The sequence below is a fragment of the Lentzea sp. NPDC055074 genome, from assembly GCF_053608005.1.
Window position 1 is genome coordinate 488,032 of sequence record NZ_JBSGUQ010000004.1, and the last position, 21,251, is coordinate 509,282.

Here is a 21,251-nt window from a genome sequence, read left to right on the forward strand (position 1 = left end):
CTCAGACGTCCTCTCGCAGCCGGCGAAGCACCTCGGCGACGTCGGACGAGTCCACGTCGCCGTGCGTCACGAACCGAACCTTGCCTGACATGGGACTGGCCAGGACGCCGAGGTCGCGCAGCGACAACAGCGTCTTGTCCAGGTCGGGCACCGACGCCAGCACGATGTTCGTGGCGGGCTCGTCCACCTCCCAGCCCAGCGCCCTCAACCCGGAAGCCAATCCATTGGCATTGGAATGATCGGTCGCCAGGCGGTCGATCCGGTCGAGCGCGACTAGACCCGCGGCCGCCAGCACCCCGCCCTGCCGGACCCCGCCACCCAGCATCTTCCGGACGCGACGGGCCTCCACGACGAACGACGCGGAGCCCGCCACCACCGATCCGACCGGTGCGCCGAGTCCCTTCGACAGGCACACCTGCACCGTGTCGACCCCCAGGGTCAGCGAGGTCAGCGGCACCCCGAGGGCGACCGACGCGTTCCACAGCCGCGCCCCGTCGAGGTGCACCGCGAGCCCCGCGGACCGGGCGGCGGCGACCAGGGCGGCGTGCTCGTCGGCCGTGGTCACCGTGCCGCCTGCCGCGTTGTGCGTGTTCTCCAGGCACAGCAACGTCGTGCGCAGCCCGTAGTACGGAGACTCACCACCGGCGGCGGCGGTCACCGCGGAAGGCGAGACGACGGGGAGCGCGTGCGGCATCCCGCCGGCCAGCCACGCGGCGGTCCCGAGCTCGGCGTCCAGCACGTGCGCGCCGAGCGGGGCGAGGAACCGGTCCCCGCGCGACAGGTGCAGGTACAGCGCGATGAGGTTGCCCATCGAGCCGGAGGGAACCCAGAGGGCGGCCTCGACGCCGAGCAACGACGCCACCCGCTCCTCCAGAGCGGCCATGGTGGGGTCGTGGTCCAGCACGTCGTCGCCCACCTCGGCCGCGGCCATCGCCCGGCGCATGGCCTCGTCGGGCTGGGTGACGGTGTCCGAGCGCAGGTCAATGGGGGTCACAGCCTCGATCACATCACATCAGGTGAACGACCGAGGGGGTGATGTAGCTCTCGCCGGTGGTTCGTGCAACCGTTGGCGCACCGGTTTCCGTCCTGTCAGTGCAACTCGAGGAACGAGCGGAGAGCAGTCCGCGTGGATCAGCGCGACGAGCAGGAGTTCGCGGAGTACTTCGTGGCTCGCCGTGAGGCTGTGCGCCGAACGGCATACCTGCTGTGCGGCGACTGGCACCGCGCTGACGACTTCGCGCAGACGGCGTTCGTGGCACTGCACAGGAGGTGGCGGAAGATCCGGGACAAGCAGGCTCTCGACGCCTACGTCCGGCGCAGCGTCGTGCGCGCGGTGATCGACGAGTCACGTCGCCCCTGGCGGCGCGAGAAGTTCACCGACGAGATGCCGGAAGCGCCGACGACGGACAACGAGATCGGTGAGACGGTCGCGACCCGCGAGGCGTTGATGAAGGGCCTGCGCAGAGTCCCGCCCAGGCAACGGGCCGTGCTCGTGCTGAGGTTCCTCGAGGGCCTCGACGTCACGGCCACGGCCGAGGCGTTGAAGTGCTCGGAAGGAACTGTGAAGAGTCAGACCGCGCGCGGGCTGGCGGCGTTGAGGGAAGCTCTCGGCGACGCCGTCGACGACCTGCGACCGGCGTCGTGACCAGCGAGAGGAGGACGTAGATGGACGAGCAGAAGCTCGCGGACCTGTTCCGCGACGCCGCGCACGACGCACCGCCGGCGTCCTTCGACGCGGGCGACGTGCGCAGGGCCTCCCACCGCGCCGCCGTGCGCCGGCGCAACTCGATCGCCGCCGGCACGGCCTTCGTCGTGGTGCTCGGCTTCGGCGGGGTTTTCGCCGCCAACAGCTGGGTAAGCCACGACACGGGCGGTTCGGCCGTCGCGGGTTCTGGGCAGAACAAGGACAACGCGGCAGAATCTCCGATGACCCCGTTGGAGGCGCAACCTCCCACGAACTTCTCCGGTGAAAGCAAGTCCACGCAGGGGGACGTGCAGACGCCGGGAAGCACTGGCCTTGGTGCCAGTGAAAGCACAGTGCAGGGCTGTGCAGGTGTGGACCGAGAGCTCGCCGACGCCCTCGCCGTCGAGCTTTCGGTCTCACCGGACTTCGCCGTGGCGCCCACGCAGAGCTGCACGACGGACTCCCGCTCGGCCGCGTTCAAGATCGACGGGCTGACGATCACCGCGATCGTCACGTCGGGCCCGGTCGACGCGCCGCCCGGTGCGGCGAAGCTGAAGACCGAGAAGGGCCAGGACCTCTACGTGTTCACCGAGGGCGACGGCGAGCTGAAGGGGCAGGCCAAGCGGTTCGCGGACGCACTGGCCCCGAAGTTCTGACGGTCCGCCCAGTACCCTGGCTCGACTATGACGGCAGCAACTCCCAAGGGTGAGCGCAGGCGGCAGGCGCTCGTGGAGGCCGCGTCCGGCCTGTTCGCGGAGGGCGGGTTCGACGCGGTCAGGCATCGCGCGGTCGCCGAACGCGCAGGTCTGCCGCTCGCGTCGACCACGTACTACTTCGACTCGCTGGACGAGCTGATCACCGCGGCCGTCGAGTTCCACGGCCGCAGCGAGCTCGCGAGCTTCCGGAAACGGCTCTCGTCGATGCCCGAGCAGATGACCGACGACGTGCTCGTCGAGTTCATGCTCGACCTGCTCGTCGGGGAGGACGCGACGGACATCGAGGCCGTGCTGCTGCGCTACGAACGCCTCGTCGCCACCGGCCGCCGCCCGTACCTGCGGCCGTTGATGCGCGTGCTGTCGACCGAGCTGCGCGAGCTCGTCGCCGACGTCTTCGCCCGCTCGGGCCGTGCCGTCGACGGGGACCGGGTCGAGGAGCTGATCGCGCTGGTCGACGGCTCGGTGGTCAACTCGTTCATCGAGCTCAAGTCGGATCCGCGCGGGGTGGCCGCGAGGATGCTCCGTTCGGCCCTATCGCGTCACGCGTGATGCAACCTCACGTTCCTCCGATGCGTTCCCCTGGTTGAGGACGCGAGAGGGGATCGCATGCGCAAGGCCGATGAACAGGGCTTTCGTGAGTTCGCGGCAGCCAATGCCGCGTCTTTGCGACGTACTGCGTACCTCTTTTGTGGCGACTGGCACACAGCGGAAGACCTGATGCAGTCGAGCCTCATGAAGATGTACCTGGCGTGGAAGCGGATCAAGGACCTGGACAACCTGATCGCCTACGCCCGCAAGGTGCTGCTGCGCACCTGGCTGGACGAGAAGCGCAGGCCGTGGCGCAGAGCCGAGCAGCGCGACGGAGAGCTGCCCGACGCCGCCGATGCCACGGTGGACCCGGACACGACCAGCGCCAAGCTGTGGGCGCGTGAGCTGGTGCACACCGCGCTGCTTCAGGTGCCGCCACGTCAACGGGCGGTGCTCGTGCTGCGTTATTTCGAAGACCTGTCGGTCGCCGAGGTCGCGGTGGCCATGGGATGCACCGAGGGAACGGTCAAAAGCCAGACGGCGCGTGGCCTCGCGACGCTGCGCACCATCGTGGAGAAGCTCGACAGCAGTTCGGGGAGGGTCGCGTCGTGAGTGAGCAGGAGATCCGCGAGGGAATGCTGCTGGCCGTCTGGGACGAGCCGCCCCTCGACTTCGACCCCGACACCCTGATCAGGCGGGTTGAACAGAAAAAAAGTCGTCGTCGAGCGCTGGTCGCTGTGGGCGTGGCTACGGCGCTGATCGCCGTGGCGTCGTTCTCGCTGCCCGGCCTGCTGCCGCGCGACCAGGACGCCCGCCTCGGCGCCGAGACCGCGACGAGTGAGCCGTCGACACCGGCGGAGAAGCCGGAGCGACGGGCCCAGCGCATCGGCGACGGTCTGGCGGAACGGCTCAAGGACCGGATGCCGAACGTCAAGGACGTCTACGCGTCGTTCGGTCCCGGCCGCAGCGGCATGTCCATGCCGTACCAGACGAAACCCCCGCAGTGGCGGGACGGCGACACCGAGTTCTCCGGCTACCTCTACCTGAGCGACGAGATCGGGCCGACCGCGTTGCGCGTGTCGGTGCGCAAGGAGAAGTTCTCCAGCGAGCTCTTCTGCTCCGGCGCGGACATGTGCCAGGAGCTGTGGAAGAACAACGGGTCGGTCCTCTACGGCAGCGAGTTCCGGCACAGCGACCCGCAGGTCCAGCAGGTGGGTGTGCTGCGGTCGTTCGACAGCGGGCTGATCGTGGAGGTCATGGCGTACGCGCACAACCCCTCGAACGGCAACGGCCAGCGGCAGACCGTACCGGTGGGCGTGGCTGTGCTCACACAGCTGGTCACGGACCCCGGCATCGTCTGGGAGACGGGCTGAGGTGCACTAATCTGAGGACGTGACGAAGCCCCGCATCGCCAACGTCCTCGCAGGTCGGTACGCCTCCACGTCGCTCGCGACGCTGTGGTCGGCCGAGCACAAGATCGTGCTGGAGCGCCAGCTGTGGCTCGCGGTGCTGAAGGCGCAGGCGGCCGCGGGCATCGACGTTCCGGCGACCGCGGTCGCGGACTACGAGCGCGTGCTGGAGCAGGTCGACCTGGAGTCGATCGCCGCGCGTGAACGGGTGACGCGGCACGACGTGAAGGCGCGCATCGAGGAGTTCAACGCGCTTGCGGGCCACGAGCAGGTCCACAAGGGAATGACCTCGCGCGACCTGACCGAGAACGTCGAGCAGCTGCAGGTGCTGCGGTCGCTGGAGCTGATCCGCTCCAAGGTCGCCGCGGTCCTCGGCCGTCTCGCGCGCCTCGCCGCCGAGCACTCCGACCTCGTCATGGCCGGTCGTTCGCACAACGTGGCCGCGCAGGCCACGACGCTGGGCAAGCGCTTCGCCACGGGCGCCGACGAGCTGCTGGTGGCGTTCTCCCGCCTCGACGAGCTGATCGCGCGCTACCCGTTGCGCGGCATCAAGGGCCCGGTCGGCACGGCGCAGGACATGCTCGACCTGCTCGGCACGCCCGATAAGCTGCAGGAGCTGGAGCAGACGGTCGCGGGCCACCTCGGCTTCGAGCGCGTGCTCACGTCCGTCGGCCAGGTCTACCCGCGCTCGCTCGACTTCGACGTCGTCTCGACGCTCGTGCAGCTCGCCGCGGCGCCGTCGTCGGTGGCGAAGACGATCAGGCTGATGGCGGGCCACGAGCTCGTCACCGAGGGCTTCAAGCCCGGCCAGGTCGGGTCCAGCGCGATGCCGCACAAGATGAACACCCGCTCGTGCGAGCGCGTGAACGGCTTCGCGGTGATCCTGCGCGGCTACCTGTCGATGGTCGGCGAGCTCGCGGGCGACCAGTGGAACGAGGGCGACGTGTCGTGCTCGGTGGTCCGCCGGGTCGCGCTGCCGGACGCGTTCTTCGCGTTCGACGGGCTGCTGGAGACGTTCCTGACGGTGCTCGACGAGTTCGGCGCGTACCCGGCCGTCGTCGCCCGCGAACTGGACCGCTACCTGCCGTTCCTCGGCACGACGAAGGTGCTGATGGCGGCCGTGCGCGCGGGTGTCGGCCGCGAGACCGCGCACGAGGCCATCAAGGAGAACGCGGTGGCCGTCGCGCTGGCCATGCGCGAGCAGGGCCTGGCGCAGAACGACCTGCTGGACCGGCTCGCCGCGGACTCCCGCCTGCCGCTCGACAAGGCCGGCCTGGACGCGCTGCTGGCCGACCGCCTGTCGTTCACCGGCGTGGCGTCGGCGCAGGTCGCGTCCATCGTCGAGCAGGTCGCCGCGGTCGTCGACAAGTACCCGGCCTACGAACCGGAGCCGATTCTGTGATCGTGTCCGACCTGGTCGTCTACCCGGTGAAGGGATGCGCCGGGTACTCCGTCGCGTCCTGCGTGGTCGAACCGACCGGCCTGAGCGACGACCGGATGATGATGCTGGTCGACGACGAGGGCGTGTTCCTGTCGCAGCGCAAGGTCCCGGCGATGGCCGCGCTGCGACCGTCCGTCGTGGACTCGGCGCTGACGGTCGGCGGCGAGTCCTTCCCGGTCGTCCTCGACGGACCTCGGGTCCCGGTCGTCGTGCACGCCTGGCACGGCCTCGGGATCGACCAGGGCGACGCGGCGGCGACGTACTTCTCCGACGTGCTGGGGAAATCCGTGCGACTCGTGCGCACGCCGCCGGACATCCACCGCGAGACGACGGGTGAGACCACGGGGGTCGTCGGGTACGCGGACGGCAACGCGTTGCTGGTGCTCTCACTGTCCTCCTTGGACGGACTGAACGAGCGCATCCTCGAACGCGGCGGCGACCCGGTGCCGATGAACCGCTTCCGTCCCAACGTGGTCGTGTCCGGCTGGTCGGAACCGCACACGGAGGACCGGGTGCGGCGCGCGACCATCGGTGACGTGGAACTGGCCTACGCCAAGGACTGCGTGCGGTGCGCCGTGCCGATGGTCGACCAGGAGACGGGGCTGAAGAACGGTCCCGAGCCGATTCGCTCGCTGGCGACCTACCGGCGTGACCCCGACGGCGGCGTCACGTTCGGCATGAAGGCGCAGGTCGTCCGGACCGGCACCGTCGCGGTGGGCGACAAGATCGACGTGCTGGAGTGGGCCTAGGCGCTGTCCTGCAAGTCTCGTTGGGCGACAGTAGCGGCCGAGGGATCCGGAGGTGGCACCGCCGCAACGCCCGAATACGCCCGGTATGAGGGCGTCGCGGCGGCACCGCCTCCGGGTCTCTCGCCCGCGCCTGTCACCGAACGAACTTGCAGGACAGCGCCTAGGCCTTCTGCCAGCGCAGGCGGTCGCCGCGCTGAGGATCCTTGCGGCACACCAGCTTCTCGCCGATCAGGCCGATGCCGGTCGCGCCCTCCGGGTCGCACCGCGCGCCCTCGTTGACCAGAAGTCCCTGCTGCGGCGGGATCTCGCTGGTCGTCGTCTGCTGCGCCGGCGGCTGCTGCACGGGCGGCGGCTTCGGCTGCGTGGTCCTCGTCGTCGTGGTGGTGGTCGTGGATGACGACGTTGTCTTGACCGAGATGTCCGCGACGTCCGGGGTCGGCACGATGCTCACCGACTGGGTCGAGCTCGTGTTCGGCGCACCGCCGGAGGACGGGGACGAGATGGGGCTGGAGTCGAAGCTCCACCCGGCGATGCCCAGCACGATCAGCAGGGCCGCACTGGCCAAAGCTGGGATCCACAGGGCCTTTCTGGTGAACACGGGTGCACCTTAAGCTTCTTTTCGCTTGATCTGTAGAGGTGCGGGGTGTACATCGGTCACCGAAACAGGGGCACGTAGGCTGACCAGCGTGCCTACGCTTGCTGACTACCAGCACGTCGCCCGCGGCAAGGTTCGCGACCTGTACGACGTGGACGACGAGCTGCTGCTGTTCGTCGCGTCGGACCGCATCTCGGCGTACGACCACATCCTGAGCTCGGAGATCCCCGACAAGGGGCGCGTGCTCACCGCGATGAGCGTGTTCTGGTTCGAGCGGCTCGCCCCGAACCACCTGGTCGCGTTCGACGACCCGCGCATCCCCGCCGAGGTCCGCGGCCGCGCGTTGCTGGTCCGCAAGCTGCAGATGGTCGACGTCGAGTGCGTGGCGCGCGGTTACCTGACGGGCTCCGGCATGGCCGACTACACCGCGACCGGTGCGGTGTGCGGGATCGAGCTGCCGGCCGGGCTGGTCGAGGCGTCCGAACTGGACCCGCCGATCTTCACGCCCGCGTCGAAGGCCGAGATCGGCGCACACGACGAGAACGTGTCGTTCGACGTCATCGCCGAGAAGCACGGCGTCGAGCTGGCGTCGAAGCTTCGTGACCGGACGATCGAGCTGTACAGCGAGGCGCGCGCGTACGCGTTGACGCGCGGCCTGATCCTGGCGGACACGAAGTTCGAGTTCGGGCTGGACGCCTCCGGCGAGCTGATCCTCGCGGACGAGGTGTTCACGCCGGACTCGTCGCGCTACTGGCCGGCCGAGGGCTACGAGCCGGGGCGCGTGCAGCCGTCGTTCGACAAGCAGTTCGTGCGCGACTGGCTGACGTCGGCTGAGTCGGGCTGGGACCGCAAGTCGGACGTGCCGCCGCCTCCGCTGCCCGCGGACGTCATCGAGGCCACCCGTGCGCGGTACATCGAGGCGTACGAGCGGCTGACCGGCCGGTCCTTCGCTGACTGGCTCGCCTGAGTTAGCTCGGCTTTCACGCGGATGTCACCACGGCATGGCGCACTCGTACCGTGCACTCACAGCTCGTGGTCTCTCTGTCCGGCATCGGTCCGCAGAACCTCGACCGATGCGCTGATCTCGCCGCGGCCCTCGACCCGCGGCAGGTGCCGTTGTCGCTGCTCGTAGTACCTCGCGAGCTCGGCAGGGCGCAGGAATGGGTGCGGCAGCGCGCGTCGCTCGGCGACGCCGTCGTGCTGCACGGTCTCGGCCAACGGCGGTTGCCGGCCTATGAAGCCGGGTTGTTGTTGATGGGCGCCCGTCTGCAGATGGATGCCCTCGGCCTCAAGGTCGACACGTTCGCCCCACGGCGAATCGTGGCGTCGCCCGGGACGTTGATCGCGCTGGCCAAGCACAAGTTCCAGCGTTGCGCCGACGCCCACGCCGTCCGGGAGGTCGGCAGCGGGCTCGCCACCCTGGGCCGCCTGCACGCGCTCACCGAACGCAGCAGCTTCGGTGAGCTGCGGTCGCTGGCGCTGGTCTACGCGGCGGCCAGGTCCGCGCGCCGCGGTGGGCTGACCCGGATCACCGTCGACGCCCGTGACCTGCACCGTCCCGGAGCGCGGCAGGCCGTGCTCGACGCCGTGGACATCGCCCTCGCCCACGACGCCGCGCCGACCACGTACGTCAGACTGCCGTCGCCTCGCCTGGCGTCAGCAGCCTGACCTCGGTGCCGTCCGGTTTGAGCAGGTCGAAGAACCGGACGGCCATCTGCGGGCTCGCCAGCGTCTTCTCGTGGATCGGCACGGCGACGCGCGGCTTCACGGCGCGCAGGAAGTCGACGGCCTCGCCGGTCTTCAGCCACGGCGCGCCCGCGGGCAGTCCGAGCACGTCGACGTCCTCGTCCGGCACGAACAGCGAGTCGCCGGGGTGGTAGAACGCTCCGTCGCCGATCACGTAGGCGGCGTTCGGCACGATCGGGATGTCCTGGTGGATCACCGCGTGCTGGCCGCCGGTGACCTTGACCTCGGTGTCGCCGACCTTGAAGGTGTCACCCGGCCGGGCGACGGTCGCGTTCTCGACGGTGGGCGCCGTGCCCTCGTCGACGATGAGCTGCGCCTGCGGGTTGGCCTTGAGCAGCGCGGGCAGCTTCTCGGCGTCGATGTGGTCGAAGTGCTGGTGCGTGACCAGCACCGCGTCGAGGTCCGTGAGGTCCTCGAACCCCGTGGAGAACGTGCCGGGATCGATCAGGATGCGCGTCGAACCCGAGTCCAGCAGCACGCAGGCATGACCGAAATGGACAACTTTCACGAATTCCTCCATTACCGACGTTTGGCGGGCTGACACGGTCAGGTGACGTCGGAAGTATCAAAAGGCATGAGGAAAACCCTGCAACTCCTCACGGCACTGGCGCTTGCCCTGCCGATGACGACCATCGTCCCTGCTACCACCACCTCTACACCTGCCGAGGCCTCGTCGCCGCAGACGCAGGAAATCGGAACTGAGGAATCCGTCTCAGTCCGCGTGGGTGGCACGAATCGTTCGACGTTGATCGAACGACCGGGGTCCGGTTACGTGAAGCTGCATTTCACGGACCTGCGGATCCTGCCCGGTGACGTGCTCACGGTGTCGAACCCTGACGGCACCGAGAAGTACACGTACACGAGAGACCTGAAGTCCTCGCTGACCGCGACGCTCGACGCGTCCGGGTTCTGGGCCATGTCGATCACCGGAGACCGTGCGCTGGTCTCCGTGACGAACCCGCTGTCGCGCGTCCGGATCGACAAGCTCACGCGCGGCTACACCGAGGCCGAGATGTCGTCGCAGCCGTCCGTGCAGAGCATCTGCGGCACGAACGACTACAAGGACGCGGTCTGCTACCAGTCCAGCAACCCGACCGAGTGGGGCAAGACCGCGTCCGTGGCGAAGCTGCTGCGCAACGGCAGCTCGCTGTGCACGGCGTGGCGCGTCGGCCCGAACAACCGCATGCTGACCAACGAACACTGCTTCACCAGCACCAGTGGCATCGAGGTGTGGTTCAACTACCAGTGCCCGACCTGCGGCGGCACGGCCTCGGCCACCGTCACGAAGGTGCTGGCGGCGTCGGTCCTGAAGTACAGCGCCGCACTCGACTACACCCTCTTCACCGTGAACAACTTCGCGGCCATCAGCTCGTTCGGTTACCTCGAACTGGACGCGCGCGTTCCGGCCGTGGGTGAGGAGATGTACATCGTCGGCCACCCGGCCGGGAAGCTGAAGAAGCTGTCGTTGCGCGACAACAACAACGGCGGCGGCTACTGCGTCGTGCGTGCCGTACGCGTGAACGGCAGCTCGTCGCAGTCCGACATCAGCTACATGTGCGACACCGAGGGCGGCTCGTCCGGCTCACCCGTGCTGTCGAGGCGCACGCACAAGGTGATCGGGCTCCACCACTTCGGCGGCTGCCCGAACCAGGGCGTGCGCATCGACCTCGTCGCCGCGCAGATCAACTCACTGCTGTAAGGATTTCCTGCTCTTCGGCTGCCGTGAGCCCGGCCTTCCGGGCCCGGTCCACCCCGAGGCCGCGTTCGTACTCCAGCGAGTCGAGCGCGGTCTCGGCCAGCGGCCTGACCCGCAACCCGTTCGCCAGCGCGTTGCTGACGTCCCGGCCGACCATCTTGGCCCACGCCGCCGGCAACCACAGGGGCAGCGACCGAGGCCCGGACCACGGGTTGATGCCGAGCTCTTGGAGAACGCTCTCCGGGACCGACACGAGCTGCGTCCCCGCCGGAGCCGTCGCGCCCGCGATCTCGCCCATGGCCATCTGGAACGGCATGACGGGCCCGGTCGAGTCGTACGTGCCGGTGACCCGCTCCTCGGCCGCGAACACGATCCACTGCGCCAGATCCCGCGCGTCGATGTGCTGGAATCCCAGGTCAGGGCTGTCCGGCACGACCACGCGCCCACCCTGCGACATCCGAGCGGGCCAGTACCCGAACCGGTCGCTCGGGTCGTCCGGCCCGGTGATGAGCCCGGCCCGGACGATGAACTCCCGCCCGGCCATCGCCTCTCTGACCGCGTTCTCGCTGGCCACCTTGATGCTGCCGTAGCGCTCCGCGGTGAACTCCTGCGAAGGGTCGTCCTCCAAGGGCGGCAACAACTCGTCACTGCCTGTCGCATGATCCGCGTAGACGGAGATGCTGGACACGAACGTCCAGTGCGGCGTAGTCCCCCCGAACGCCTCGAGCGCGTCCCGCACCCAGTTCACCGAGTACTTGGACACGTCGACGACCGCGTCGAACTGCTCCCCGGCCAACGCGTCGAACGCGCCGGGCCTGTCCCGGTCCACCGGAACGAGCCTCGCTCCCGCCGGCACCCCGCCGGAGGCACCGCGGGCAGCGCAGATCACGTCGTGGCCGCGACGGACGGCCTCCGCCGTGATGGCCTTGCTGAGGAACACGGTTCCGCCGAGCACGAGGATCTTCATGATCCCCAGCATCCGTCCGATCGGGCCGCGGTGCCACCGGTCTCGCTTTCGGCGAAATAGCTTGGTGGAATAGGTCCAAGGTGAGGTCGTTCGGACCCGATCAGTTGGACTTGCTGAACCGCGAGTCGTAACCGGCCGATGGACGATCCGTGAGTCTGCACGCCTTCGTCGATGAGTCGCGACGAAACAACACGTACCTGCTGGCGGTGGCCCTGGTGCCACCCGGTCGGCTCCACACGTTCCGCAAAGCCCTGCGCTGTCTGCTGATGTCCGGCCAGCGGGAGCTGCATTGCAAGAAGGAGACCCCCAGTCGCCGCAAGGCCATCACATCACGGCTGGTGGAAGTTCAGGTCTCCGTGCGGCTGTACAAGCGCAGTTGCGACCAGGGCGACGAGCAGGCACGCCAAGCGTGCCTCCGGCGGCTCGTCGAGGATCTGCTGAACGCCGGTGCTCATCGGCTCGTCCTTGATTCGCGTGCTCAACGAGACCAGCACGACCTGCTGACGATCCGAACGTCGCTCGGACGCGTCGCGTTGTCCACGAACCTCGTCTACGAGCACTGCCGCGCCAGCAACGAAGAGCTGCTGTGGATCGCGGATTTCGCGGCCTGGTGCTACGGCTCCGGCGGTGAGTGGCGAGAGCGGGTGATGCCCATCGTCGAGTCGATCGTCGACTTGGACTACCCCTAAAAAGCGCGATACCCAGCCGTCGACCGTCCGGACGTGGGCTGGGTACACTTCCTCGGCTTACGGGCCTCGGCTGTCACCACTTTACCAAACCGCCGGTGCGAGACAAGCTCGTTCACCCGAAGGTGGCCCGGCGGCGATGTGCCCCCGAACACGTGTCTCGGGGATGAACTCGCAGCTCAGGTAGGCTCCCGAGGTACCGCCAGCCCCTCCAAACCCGGGAGCAGTCTGTCGTGGCCCGAGTCGTCGTCGACGTCATGCCGAAGCCCGAAATCCTCGACCCCCAAGGCCAGGCGGTGGCGAACGCGCTGCCTCGTCTCGGCTTCGAGGGCATCACCGCCGTCCGTCAGGGCAAGCACTTCGAGCTGGAGGTCGCCGACGACGTCGACGACGCCACGCTCGCCAAGATCGCCGAGACCTTCCTCGCGAACCCCGTGATCGAGGACTGGACCGTGCGCAGGGTCGAGGCATGAGGGTCGGTGTCATCACCTTCCCCGGCACTCTCGACGACGTCGACGCCCAGCGGGCGGTGAGGTACGCCGACGGCGAAGCTGTGCCGCTCTGGCACGGCGATCACGACCTCAAGGGCGTTGACGCGGTCATCGTGCCCGGTGGGTTCTCGTACGGCGACTATCTGCGGTGCGGTGCCATCGCGCGGTTCGCGCCCGTCATGCAGGAAGTGATCGAGGCCGCGAACAAGGGGATGCCCGTTCTGGGCATCTGCAACGGTTTCCAGATCCTCGCCGAGGCCCACCTGCTGCCCGGCGCGCTCACCCGCAACCACAGGCTGCACTTCGTGTGCCGCGACCAGTGGCTGAAGGTCGAGAACACCAGCACCGCGTGGACCGGCCGATACGACCTGAACGCCGAGATCCTCGTGCCGCTGAAGTCGGGTGAGGGCGGCTACCAGGCCGACGAGGACACCCTCAAGGAGTTGGAGGACAACCACCGCGTCGTCTTCCGGTACGTCGGCGACAACCCCAACGGCAGCCGCAACAACATCGCCGGCATCACCAACGCCAGGGGCAACGTCGTCGGCCTGATGCCGCACCCCGAGCACGCCATCGACGCGCTCACCGGCCCCACGGACGACGGACTGGGCATGTTCCTGTCCCTGCTCGACACGGTGGTGAAGGCATGATCGACACCGTCAAGAACGCCGAGGCGACGCCCGAGCAGGAGCAGCCCTACAAGGAGCTGGGCCTCAAGGACGACGAGTACGCGCGCATCAAGGAGATCCTCCAGAGGCGCCCCACGGACGCCGAGCTGGCCATGTACTCGGTCATGTGGAGCGAGCACTGCTCCTACAAGTCGTCCAAGGTGCACCTGAAGTACTTCGGTGACACGACGACCGACGAGATGCGCAGCAAGATGCTCGCGGGCATCGGCGAGAACGCCGGTGTCGTCGACATCGGCGACGGCTGGGCCGTCACGTTCAAGGTCGAGAGCCACAACCACCCGTCGTACGTCGAGCCCTACCAGGGCGCCGCGACGGGTGTGGGCGGCATCGTGCGGGACATCCTCGCGATGGGCGCGCGGCCGCTCGCGGTCATGGACCCGCTGCGGTTCGGCAGGCCCGACGCGGACGACACGAAGCGCGTGCTGCCCGGCATCGTCGCGGGTGTCGGCGGCTACGGGAACTGCCTCGGCCTGCCGAACATCGGCGGCGAGGTCGTGTTCGACGAGTCCTACCAGGGCAATCCGCTGGTCAACGCGCTGTGCGTCGGTGCGATGCGCACGGAGGACCTGCACCTCGCGCACGCGAGCGGCACCGGCAACAAGGTCATCCTCTACGGCGCGCGGACGGGCCTCGACGGCATCGGCGGGGTCAGCGTCCTGGCGAGCGAGACGTTCGACGACACCGCCGGCAAGCGCAAGAAGCTGCCGAGCGTGCAGGTCGGCGACCCGTTCACCGAGAAGGTCCTGATCGAGTGCTCGCTGGAGCTCTTCGAGAAGGGCATCGTCGTCGGCATCCAGGACCTGGGCGGCGCGGGCCTGTCCTGCGCGACGAGTGAACTGGCGTCCGCGGGTGACGGCGGCATGCACGTGTGGCTCGACCGCGTGCCGCTGCGGGCCACCGGGATGACCCCGGCCGAGATCCTCTCCAGCGAGTCCCAGGAACGCATGTGCGCGGTGGTCGAGCCGGCCAACGTCGAGGCGTTCATGGAGGTCTGCGCGAAGTGGGACGTCATCGCGACCGAGATCGGTGAGGTGACGGAAGGCGACCGCCTGGTCATCACCTACCACGACGAGGTCGTCGTGGACGTGCCTCCGCGCACGGTCGCGCACGAGGGCCCGGTCTACAACAGGCCGATCGAACGCCCCGCGGACCAGGACGAGCTGCAGGCGAACACCCCGGACGGCCTGCCGCGCCCGGAGAACCTGCTCGACCTGATCAAGACCATGGCGGCCAGCCCGAACCTGGCCTCCAAGAAGTGGGTCACGCAGCAGTACGACCGGTACGTCCGCGGCGGCACGGTCCTGGCGCAGCCGAGCGACGGCGGCATGATCCGCATCGACGAGGAGACCGGCCGCGGCGTGGCCCTCTCCACCGACTGCAACGGCCGCTACACCAAGCTCGACCCGTACGAGGGCGCGAAGCTGGCACTGGCCGAGGCCTACCGCAACGTCTCGGCCACCGGCGCCACCCCGGTCGCCGTCACCAACTGCCTCAACTTCGGCTCGCCGGAGGACCCGGCGGTCATGTGGCAGTTCGAGCAGGCCGTGAAGGGTCTGGCGGACGGCTGCGCGGAGCTCGGCATCCCGGTGACCGGCGGCAACGTCAGCTTCTACAACCAGACCGGCTCCACGGCGATCCTGCCGACGCCGGTGGTCGGCGTGCTCGGCGTCATCGACGACGTGCGCCGCCGCATCCCCACCGGGATCGGCGCCGAGGCCGGCGAGACGCTGCTGCTGCTCGGCGAGACGCGCGACGAGTTCGGCGGGTCGGAATGGGCCCACCACGTGCACGGCCACCTGGGCGGCCTGCCGCCGAAGGCCGACCTGAAGCGCGAGAAGCTGCTCAGCGAGGTCCTCGTGGCGGGCTCACGCGACGGCATGGTCTCCGCCGCGCACGACCTCTCCGAGGGCGGCCTGGCCCAGACGCTGGTCGAGACGTGCCTGATCGGCGAGGTGGGCGCACGGGTCTTCCTGGAGGGCGACCTGTTCACCGCGCTGTTCAGCGAGTCGGCCGGCCGCGTGCTGGTCGCCGTGCCGCGCACCGAGGAGCAGCGCTTCACCGACATGTGCACCGCGCGCAGGCTGCCGTGGCGCAAGGTCGGCGTCGTCGACCCCGAGTCCCACGCCCTGGAGATCCAGGGCCTGGGCGAGCTCCCGCTGGACGAGCTGCGCGAGGCCTGGGAGGGCACCCTCCCGGCACTGTTCGACTAGAACGACCGCAGACGCACACGAGGGCCTCGTCGTCGCAGACGGGGCCCTCGTGAGTGCAGCGCAGCGATGCCGCAGGCGAGACGCAGACGGGCGCGATGCGAAGCGAGCCGTAAGAGCTGAAGGGCCAGTTCAGACTGGGCAGTGGCGATGCGGAGCGAGCCGTGTGAACCTGCTGCCTGGCATGGGTAGCGGTGCAGCCCCAGTCGCGGCCTTTGATTTGTCACTGCCTGACGGACCACCCACGCAAGGCGACTCGCCAGCACAGCAAGGCGACCCCTCCGCTGGAACCGGCACCGACCAACGCAACTGCACCAGCGCAGGCCCGTGACCAGCCCAGCCGTCCTCAGCTCGCGGCGATCCGCTGCAACTGCTCGAACCGCCCGTTGAACAGGTTCTGGTCACCGGGGAAGAGCCCGGCCGCCTGCCACTGCCAGATGGTGTGGAAGTCGAACCCCATCGGCAGCGCGCCGAGCTTCGAGTTGTAGTGCGCGATCCACAACGGGTTGTTGTCCCCGAACTTCACCGACCCGCCGACGCACTTGTTCCACCAGCTGGTGGACGTGTAGATCGCCGGATAACGCCTGGTCCGAGCGAACACCGTGTCGCTGAACTCCTTGACCCAGGCCGTCATCGCGGTCTGGTTGAGGCCGTAGCAGACGTCGCCGTACGGGTTGTACTCCATGTCGAGCGCGGGGGGCAGCGTCTTGCCGTCGGGTGACCAGCCGCCGCCGTTCTCCACGAAGAAGTTCGCCTGCTGCACGCCGTTGGCGCGGTCGGGCAGTGCGAAGTGGTACGCGCCGCGGATCATGCCGATGTTCAGGGAGCCGTTGTACTGCTGGGTGAACTTGGGGTTCCGGTAGTGGACGCCCTCGGTCGCCTTGACGTAGCTGAACCGGGCGCCTTTGTCCCAGGAGGACTTCCAGTCGACGTCGCCCTGGTGGCTGCTCACGTCCATGCCGGGCACCTTGCCCTCGGTGGGCGGTGACTCCGAACGGAGGCCACCGCCACCCTCGTGTTTGAGGATCTGGGATCCCGCCGTGTGGTCCGCGGAGCCCTCGGGCAAGGGCGCCGCGGACGCGGGTGCCGGCGTCAAGCCGGCGACGATCGCCACGATGCTGATCAAGGTCCGCATGGAGTAGATCGTGCGACCATTTGTCGCAATTTGCTACCGGGGTCACCCGTCCAGGCGGGACAGCTCCTCGGCAGACAACTCCAGGTGGGTGGCCTTGGCCGAATCCTGGATGCTCGCCGGTCGAGATGCACCCGGAATGGGGACTACCACTTCGGACTTAGCGAGCATCCACGCCAGGCAGACCTGGTGGGCGCTCACGCCGTGGGCGTCGCCGACCTCCTTGAACGGACCGCTCAGGGCACCCGCCTTGCCGATGCCGCCGAACGGGCTCCACGGCAGGAACGCGATGCCGAGCTTCGCGCACAGCTCCAGCTCGGGTTCGCTCGATCGGAACAACGGCGAGAACTGGTTCTGCACGGCCGCGAGCCGGCCGCCGAGGATGTCGTTGGCCTGCACGATCTCGTCCGGGTTGAAGTTCGAGACGCCCGCGTAGCGGATCTTGCCGTTGTCCAGCAGCTCTTTCAGGGCGCCGACGGACTCGGCGATCGGCGTCTTCGGGTCCGGCCGGTGGAACTGGTACAGGAAGATCTGGTCGACACCGAGCCGCTGCAACGACCCGTCGACGGCCTTGCGCAGGTACTCCGGCCGACCGTCGAGCTCCCAGCCGCCGCCCGGCACGCGCGTGTGCCCGCCCTTGGTCGCCACGAACACCTCTTCGGAACGGCCGCGCAGCCCCTCGGCGATGAGCAGCTCGTTGTGGCCGAAGTCGGTGTCGTCGAGCGAGTAGGCGTCGGCGGTGTCGATGAACGTCACGCCCGCGTCCAGCGCGGCGTGGATGGTCTCGACCGCCTGGGCCCGGTCCGGCCTCCCCTGCACGGAGATGGGCATGCCGCCCAGGCCGATGGCGCTGACTTCCACTTCTCCGATACGACGCTTCTGCATGCACTCCACTCTGGACCCTCGCGATTAAGCTGTCCAACGCAGAGAACTGATCTCATTGAGCACCGCAGGTGATGAATCGTGGAACTCAGACAACTGGAGTACTTCCTCGCGGTCGCCGAGGAGTCCCATTTCACCAGGGCCGCGCGCCGCATGCACGTCGCCCAGTCGGGTCTCTCGGCGTCGATCAGGGCGCTGGAGGTGGAGCTGGGCGCGCCGTTGTTCCTGCGCACCACCCGCCAGGTCGAGCTGACGCAGGCCGGGCGCGCTCTGCTGCCGGAGGCACGCCGGGCGCTGGGCAGCGTCGAGGCGGCCAGGGACGCGGTCGCGGCGGTGCGGGGGCTGCTGCGCGGCACGTTGTCCGTCGGCAGCCTGCAGTGCCTGCACGTCGTGCACCTGCCCGCGGTGCTGTCGCGGTTCCACGAGCTGCACCCCGGCGTGGAGATCAGGATGCGTCAGTCCGGCAACGCCGAGCTGGTCGAGGAGGTGCGCGCGGGCAGGCTCGACCTCGCGTTCGTCACGCGTCAGCAGAAGATCGCGGACGACCTGCGGGTGACCACCCTGTCCCGGGAACCGCTGGTGCTCGCCTGCGCGCCGGACAGCCCCTTCGCCGAACGGGAGTCGGTCGCGCTCGCGGACCTGGCCGGTCGGCCGTTCGTCGACTTCAACGCGGACTGGGGCACGCGTGACGAGGTCGACCGCACGCTGGCCGCCGCCGGGGTCGAGCGGCACGTCGCCGTCGAGGTCAACGACGTGCACTCACTTCTGGACTTCGTCGGGTTCGGTCTCGGGGTCGCGCTCGTGCCGCAGTCCTTCGCCGGGAAGTCGGACCTTGTTCGCTTCCTCGGGCTTCGCGGCGACGTGGACGTCCCCTTCGCGGAAACGGTCGTGGTCACCGGGAACACCCTGGGTGCGGCCGCCGGTGTCCTTCTCGACATGGTCTTCGAGGCGCGGGCGGGCAGGCTCCGGGCTGCCGGTTAGCTTCCAGCCCGCGTGCGTGGTCCGCATCGCCGTGCCGGGCAGGAGCTTCAGCTCACCGGTCTGCTTCGGCGGCGGCGGGTCGGTGAGCGCGAGGAACGTGCCGACCGTCGTGGACCGGAAGTCGACCTCGCCCTTGAACCTGACCTCGCTGAAGGCGAGCCCGCCGGCGAACGCCGTCTCCGTGATGCTCAGCCGCCCGTGGAACGTGGAGCCGGACAGGAGCGTGGGCTTGCGGACGTCCATGCGGGGCAACGCCGTGATGCCGTAGAACTGCGCCCGGCGCGCGATGAACCTGTTGACCCGCCTGCCGTCCAGCTGGAAGTACTCCAGGGCGGCGCCGGTCAGGTCGAGGTCGTAGTACACCTTCTTCTTGTCGTCACCCCACGAGAGCAGGTCGCGGATCAGGCGCTGCGCGGTGCGCCGGACCTGCTGCTCCCGCTGTTCGTCCGGCGGCACCTCGTCGAGCAGCACCGTGTCCGGGTCGGCGCCGTTCTCGGCCCAGGACGGGTGGACGAACGGCCTGCGCAGGTACGCGCACAGGACGTCGAGGACGGTCTGCTTGTAGCGCGGCGTGGAGTTCGCCAGCCACACCAACGAATGCATCGCGCCCACGCGCACCTGGTCGGCCTCGTTGCCGAGCATCTCGACCGAGCGCGCGAACCGTTCGTCGGCGACCTTCTCGCTCTCCAGGTTGTGCTTGAGGTCGTTGAGGTACAGCGCGTACAGCGCGACGACGGCACCACCCGCGACACCGGCCGTCTTCACGATCTCCACGGCGGGCGCCTTGAACACCACGAGGAGGACCGCCGTCGCCGCGGTCACCACCGCGGCGGAGATGACGGCGTAAAGCCACTTCACGTCAGTTCCTCCACGCCTCGGGAAGATCGGCCTGCACCGCGAACGTACAGCCGTCCGCCTTCACGTCGGCCCACTCCGAGTTCGAGAACTTCGTCTCACCGCCGAACTTCGACTCCGTAAAGACGGCGAGGCCGCGCGCCTTGACCCTGCTGAACCACGCCTTGCGGCGGAAGTCGTTGTGGTGCATGTACAACCGGCCGGTCACCTCGGCGTCGGTGAGGTACGCGTCGCCGTGGACCACCATGTGGTGGAACGCGTTGGACTCGTTCAGGTGCGCGACCCGCATGATCAGGTCGCCGACCTGCCGGTACGACAGGTCCATGTACTCGAGGTGCGCCTTGGTCAGGTTGAGGTCGTAGTGGACCGGGCTCTTCTCCTCCAGGCGCGGCAGCAGGTCCTCGACCAGCCGCTGCGAGGTGAGCCGGACCTCCAGCTCGATCTCGCCGGCGTCCTCGTCGTCGGGCGACCGCTTGAACGGCTGCCGCAGGTACGCGCAGAGGATGTCGAGCACGGTCTGCGTGTACTCGACCCGCGACTTCGCGAGGCCGGCCAGTGCGTGCATCGCGCCCACCCGCACCTGTGCGGTCTCGTGGCCGAGCAGTTCGACGGCGCGCGCGAACCGTTCGTCGGCCACGCGGGACCTGTCGTGGTCGATGCGCTGGGCCTCGAGCTCCTGGCGCGCTTCCTCGACCTTGCGGCGCCGGTCGTTCAGCCACAACGCGTACAAAGCGACGATCGCACCGCCCGCGAGACCACCGGTCTTGATCGCCTCGTGCTTGGGCGCGCCGGGGTCGAGGAGCAGCAAAATGCCCCCGACCAGCACAAACGCGCCGATCGACGCGAGAATGGTCGACAGCAGCAAACTTTTCCTCACGAGGTCGGCATTCTGCCAAGAGCCGGGTGCATGATGGGCTGGAACGGTCCGAACGCGGGTGGGGTGAGCGAGTGGAGCGGCCGAACTGGGCGCCGGGGGACATCGACCTGGAGCGCCCGAGCGTCGCGCGGGTGTACGACTACTGGCTCGGAGGCGCGCACAACTTCGCCGCGGACCGGGACGTGGCCCAGAAGACCCTCGAGACAATGCCCGAGCTGCGCGGTGTGGTGCTCAACCACCGCGCGTTCCTGCGCAGGGCCGTGCGCCACCTGCTCGGCCTGGGCGTCCGGCAGTTCCTCGACCTGGGGTCCGGCATCCCGACCGTCGGCAACGTGCACGAGATCGCTCAGGCCGCCGACCCCGAGGCCCGCGTCGTCTACGTCGACGTCGACCCGGTCGCCGTCGCGCACAGCCGGTCGCTGCTGGGCGGCAACGACCGGGTGAGCGTCCTGCAGGCCGACGTCCGCGACCCGGCGGGTGTGCTGGCCTCGGACGAGGTCGACAAGCAGTTCGACTTCGACGAGCCGGTCGCCGTGCTGATGATCGCGCTGCTGCACTTCGTCTCGGACGAGGAAGACCCGTGGGGCATCATCGGCGGCTATCGCGACAGGCTGGCGCCGGGCAGCTTCCTGGCGGTGTCCCACGCGGGTTACGACGAGACCGACGTCGAGACGGACGCCTCCGTGCGGGCCCGCAGGCTCTACGACCGGAACGTCACGCCGATGGCGTTCCGCGACCGAGCCGAGTTCACCCGCCTGTTCGACGGGTTCGCGCTGGTCGAGCCCGGTGTCGTCCGGGTGCCCGCCTGGCACCCCGAGTCGCCCGCCGACGTGGAGGAGTCCGGTAAGCGCTTCCCGGGGTTCGCCGCGCTGGGCCGGAAGGCGTAGAGATGACTCCGGACCGCGACCGGCCGTATGCTG

Annotated in this window: 23 protein-coding genes and 1 pseudogene; 16 read left to right on the top strand and 8 right to left on the bottom strand. The window is 68.8% G+C overall.

The genetic code is table 11. The annotated features are described in order from the left end of the window. Nucleotide 1: 1 nt before the first annotated feature. Nucleotides 2-943, bottom strand: a complete 942-nt coding sequence (locus tag ACWF7A_RS12830) for a threonine aldolase family protein (RefSeq protein ID WP_452250672.1) — start codon at nt 941-943, stop codon at nt 2-4. A gap of 183 nt (nt 944-1,126) precedes the next feature. Here ACWF7A_RS12830 and ACWF7A_RS12835 point away from each other — a divergent pair, with 183 nt between their 5' ends. The 7 genes from ACWF7A_RS12835 to ACWF7A_RS12865 are packed head-to-tail and all read left to right on the top strand — an operon-like array spanning nt 1,127 to nt 6,527. Beyond that, a complete protein-coding gene (locus tag ACWF7A_RS12835) occupies nt 1,127-1,645 on the top strand; it encodes a SigE family RNA polymerase sigma factor (RefSeq protein WP_452250585.1) in 519 nt (172 codons plus the stop codon). A gap of 20 nt (nt 1,646-1,665) precedes the next feature. Continuing rightward, entirely contained in the window at nt 1,666-2,340 is a 675-nt protein-coding gene (locus ACWF7A_RS12840) for a hypothetical protein (protein WP_452250586.1), read from the top strand. A 27-nt stretch (nt 2,341-2,367) separates the two neighbouring features. Next, on the top strand, nt 2,368-2,949 hold the full coding sequence (locus tag ACWF7A_RS12845) for a TetR/AcrR family transcriptional regulator (protein ID WP_452250587.1): 582 nt from the start codon (nt 2,368-2,370) through the stop codon (nt 2,947-2,949). 57 nt (nt 2,950-3,006) lie between these two features. Then, the gene (locus ACWF7A_RS12850) at nt 3,007-3,540 is read left to right on the top strand and encodes a SigE family RNA polymerase sigma factor (protein ID WP_266035830.1); all 534 of its coding nucleotides are present in this window, start codon (nt 3,007-3,009) and stop codon (nt 3,538-3,540) included. Beyond that, a complete protein-coding gene (locus tag ACWF7A_RS12855) occupies nt 3,537-4,301 on the top strand; it encodes a hypothetical protein (protein ID WP_452250588.1) in 765 nt (254 codons plus the stop codon). The genes ACWF7A_RS12850 and ACWF7A_RS12855 overlap by 4 nt, the downstream gene beginning before the upstream one ends. 19 nt (nt 4,302-4,320) lie before the next feature. After that, nucleotides 4,321-5,739 (top strand): adenylosuccinate lyase, encoded by a 1,419-nt coding sequence (gene purB / locus ACWF7A_RS12860; RefSeq protein WP_452250589.1) that lies wholly within the window; start codon nt 4,321-4,323, stop codon nt 5,737-5,739. 2 nt (nt 5,740-5,741) lie between these two features. Then, a complete protein-coding gene (locus ACWF7A_RS12865) occupies nt 5,742-6,527 on the top strand; it encodes an MOSC domain-containing protein (protein ID WP_452250590.1) in 786 nt (261 codons plus the stop codon). Between the two features lie 160 nt (nt 6,528-6,687). Here ACWF7A_RS12865 and ACWF7A_RS12870 read toward each other — a convergent pair whose 3' ends face one another. Continuing rightward, entirely contained in the window at nt 6,688-7,125 is a 438-nt protein-coding gene (locus ACWF7A_RS12870; protein WP_452250591.1) for a hypothetical protein, read from the bottom strand. A gap of 88 nt (nt 7,126-7,213) precedes the next feature. On the opposite strand from ACWF7A_RS12870, the gene ACWF7A_RS12875 reads away from it, so the two are divergent. Then, a complete protein-coding gene (locus tag ACWF7A_RS12875; RefSeq protein WP_452250592.1) occupies nt 7,214-8,089 on the top strand; it encodes a phosphoribosylaminoimidazolesuccinocarboxamide synthase in 876 nt (291 codons plus the stop codon). A 50-nt stretch (nt 8,090-8,139) separates the two neighbouring features. Then, on the top strand, nt 8,140-8,790 hold the full coding sequence (locus tag ACWF7A_RS12880; RefSeq protein ID WP_452250593.1) for a DUF2334 domain-containing protein: 651 nt from the start codon (nt 8,140-8,142) through the stop codon (nt 8,788-8,790). On the opposite strand, the gene ACWF7A_RS12885 is transcribed toward ACWF7A_RS12880, so the two are convergent. Further along, nucleotides 8,753-9,376, bottom strand: coding sequence for an MBL fold metallo-hydrolase (locus ACWF7A_RS12885; protein WP_452250594.1), 624 nt, complete (start codon nt 9,374-9,376; stop codon nt 8,753-8,755). The genes ACWF7A_RS12880 and ACWF7A_RS12885 overlap by 38 nt on opposite strands. Nucleotides 9,377-9,640: 264 nt before the next feature. On the opposite strand from ACWF7A_RS12885, the gene ACWF7A_RS12890 reads away from it, so the two are divergent. Further along, nucleotides 9,641-10,567, top strand: coding sequence for a trypsin-like serine peptidase (locus tag ACWF7A_RS12890; protein ID WP_452250595.1), 927 nt, complete (start codon nt 9,641-9,643; stop codon nt 10,565-10,567). On the opposite strand, the gene ACWF7A_RS12895 is transcribed toward ACWF7A_RS12890, so the two are convergent. Next, on the bottom strand, nt 10,551-11,531 hold the full coding sequence (locus tag ACWF7A_RS12895) for an NAD-dependent epimerase/dehydratase family protein (RefSeq protein WP_452250596.1): 981 nt from the start codon (nt 11,529-11,531) through the stop codon (nt 10,551-10,553). The genes ACWF7A_RS12890 and ACWF7A_RS12895 overlap by 17 nt on opposite strands. A 149-nt stretch (nt 11,532-11,680) precedes the next feature. Between ACWF7A_RS12895 and ACWF7A_RS12900 the strand changes: the two genes are divergently transcribed. From ACWF7A_RS12900 to purL, 4 genes are all read left to right on the top strand, one after another. Then, on the top strand, nt 11,681-12,220 hold the full coding sequence (locus ACWF7A_RS12900) for a hypothetical protein (RefSeq protein ID WP_452250597.1): 540 nt from the start codon (nt 11,681-11,683) through the stop codon (nt 12,218-12,220). 230 nt (nt 12,221-12,450) lie between these two features. Further along, complete coding sequence (gene purS / locus ACWF7A_RS12905; RefSeq protein WP_189157302.1) at nt 12,451-12,690, top strand: phosphoribosylformylglycinamidine synthase subunit PurS; 240 nt, start codon at nt 12,451-12,453, stop codon at nt 12,688-12,690. Next, the gene (gene purQ / locus ACWF7A_RS12910; protein ID WP_452250598.1) at nt 12,687-13,358 is read left to right on the top strand and encodes a phosphoribosylformylglycinamidine synthase subunit PurQ; all 672 of its coding nucleotides are present in this window, start codon (nt 12,687-12,689) and stop codon (nt 13,356-13,358) included. Before purS ends, purQ begins: the two co-directional genes overlap by 4 nt. Beyond that, nucleotides 13,355-15,607, top strand: a complete 2,253-nt coding sequence (gene purL / locus ACWF7A_RS12915) for a phosphoribosylformylglycinamidine synthase subunit PurL (RefSeq protein WP_452250599.1) — start codon at nt 13,355-13,357, stop codon at nt 15,605-15,607. Before purQ ends, purL begins: the two co-directional genes overlap by 4 nt. A 343-nt stretch (nt 15,608-15,950) precedes the next feature. Here purL and ACWF7A_RS12920 read toward each other — a convergent pair whose 3' ends face one another. Both ACWF7A_RS12920 and ACWF7A_RS12925 read right to left on the bottom strand, forming a co-directional pair. Further along, complete coding sequence (locus ACWF7A_RS12920; RefSeq protein WP_452250600.1) at nt 15,951-16,739, bottom strand: lysozyme; 789 nt, start codon at nt 16,737-16,739, stop codon at nt 15,951-15,953. 42 nt (nt 16,740-16,781) lie between these two features. After that, nucleotides 16,782-17,621, bottom strand: coding sequence for an aldo/keto reductase (locus ACWF7A_RS12925; RefSeq protein WP_452250601.1), 840 nt, complete (start codon nt 17,619-17,621; stop codon nt 16,782-16,784). Nucleotides 17,622-17,699: 78 nt separating this feature from the next. Between ACWF7A_RS12925 and ACWF7A_RS12930 the strand changes: the two genes are divergently transcribed. After that, nucleotides 17,700-18,599, top strand: coding sequence for a LysR family transcriptional regulator (locus tag ACWF7A_RS12930; protein ID WP_452250602.1), 900 nt, complete (start codon nt 17,700-17,702; stop codon nt 18,597-18,599). A gap of 117 nt (nt 18,600-18,716) precedes the next feature. On the opposite strand, the pseudogene ACWF7A_RS12935 reads toward ACWF7A_RS12930, so the two are convergent. Together ACWF7A_RS12935 and ACWF7A_RS12940 are read right to left on the bottom strand one after the other, a co-directional pair. Continuing rightward, a pseudogene (locus tag ACWF7A_RS12935) lies at nt 18,717-19,241 on the bottom strand (pentapeptide repeat-containing protein); the annotation flags it as partial. Between the two features lie 217 nt (nt 19,242-19,458). After that, the gene (locus ACWF7A_RS12940) at nt 19,459-20,331 is read right to left on the bottom strand and encodes a pentapeptide repeat-containing protein (protein ID WP_452250603.1); all 873 of its coding nucleotides are present in this window, start codon (nt 20,329-20,331) and stop codon (nt 19,459-19,461) included. 71 nt (nt 20,332-20,402) lie between these two features. Here ACWF7A_RS12940 and ACWF7A_RS12945 point away from each other — a divergent pair, with 71 nt between their 5' ends. Beyond that, nucleotides 20,403-21,218, top strand: coding sequence for an SAM-dependent methyltransferase (locus ACWF7A_RS12945; RefSeq protein ID WP_452250604.1), 816 nt, complete (start codon nt 20,403-20,405; stop codon nt 21,216-21,218). The last annotated feature ends 33 nt before the right edge of the window (nt 21,219-21,251 follow it).

Bases quoted from the DNA above. Each gene is read 5' to 3' on its own strand.
- ACWF7A_RS12830 (WP_452250672.1), bottom strand. From the start codon at position 943: ATGCGCCGGGCGATGGCCGCGGCCGAGGTGGGCGACGACGTGCTGGAC.
- ACWF7A_RS12840 (WP_452250586.1), top strand. From the start codon at position 1,666: ATGGACGAGCAGAAGCTCGCGGACCTGTTCCGCGACGCCGCGCACGAC.
- ACWF7A_RS12845 (WP_452250587.1), top strand. From the start codon at position 2,368: ATGACGGCAGCAACTCCCAAGGGTGAGCGCAGGCGGCAGGCGCTCGTG.
- ACWF7A_RS12850 (WP_266035830.1), top strand. From the start codon at position 3,007: ATGCGCAAGGCCGATGAACAGGGCTTTCGTGAGTTCGCGGCAGCCAAT.
- ACWF7A_RS12895 (WP_452250596.1), bottom strand. From the start codon at position 11,531: ATGAAGATCCTCGTGCTCGGCGGAACCGTGTTCCTCAGCAAGGCCATC.
- purQ (WP_452250598.1), top strand. From the start codon at position 12,687: ATGAGGGTCGGTGTCATCACCTTCCCCGGCACTCTCGACGACGTCGAC.
- purL (WP_452250599.1), top strand. From the start codon at position 13,355: ATGATCGACACCGTCAAGAACGCCGAGGCGACGCCCGAGCAGGAGCAG.
- ACWF7A_RS12920 (WP_452250600.1), bottom strand. From the start codon at position 16,739: ATGCGGACCTTGATCAGCATCGTGGCGATCGTCGCCGGCTTGACGCCG.
- ACWF7A_RS12925 (WP_452250601.1), bottom strand. From the start codon at position 17,621: ATGCAGAAGCGTCGTATCGGAGAAGTGGAAGTCAGCGCCATCGGCCTG.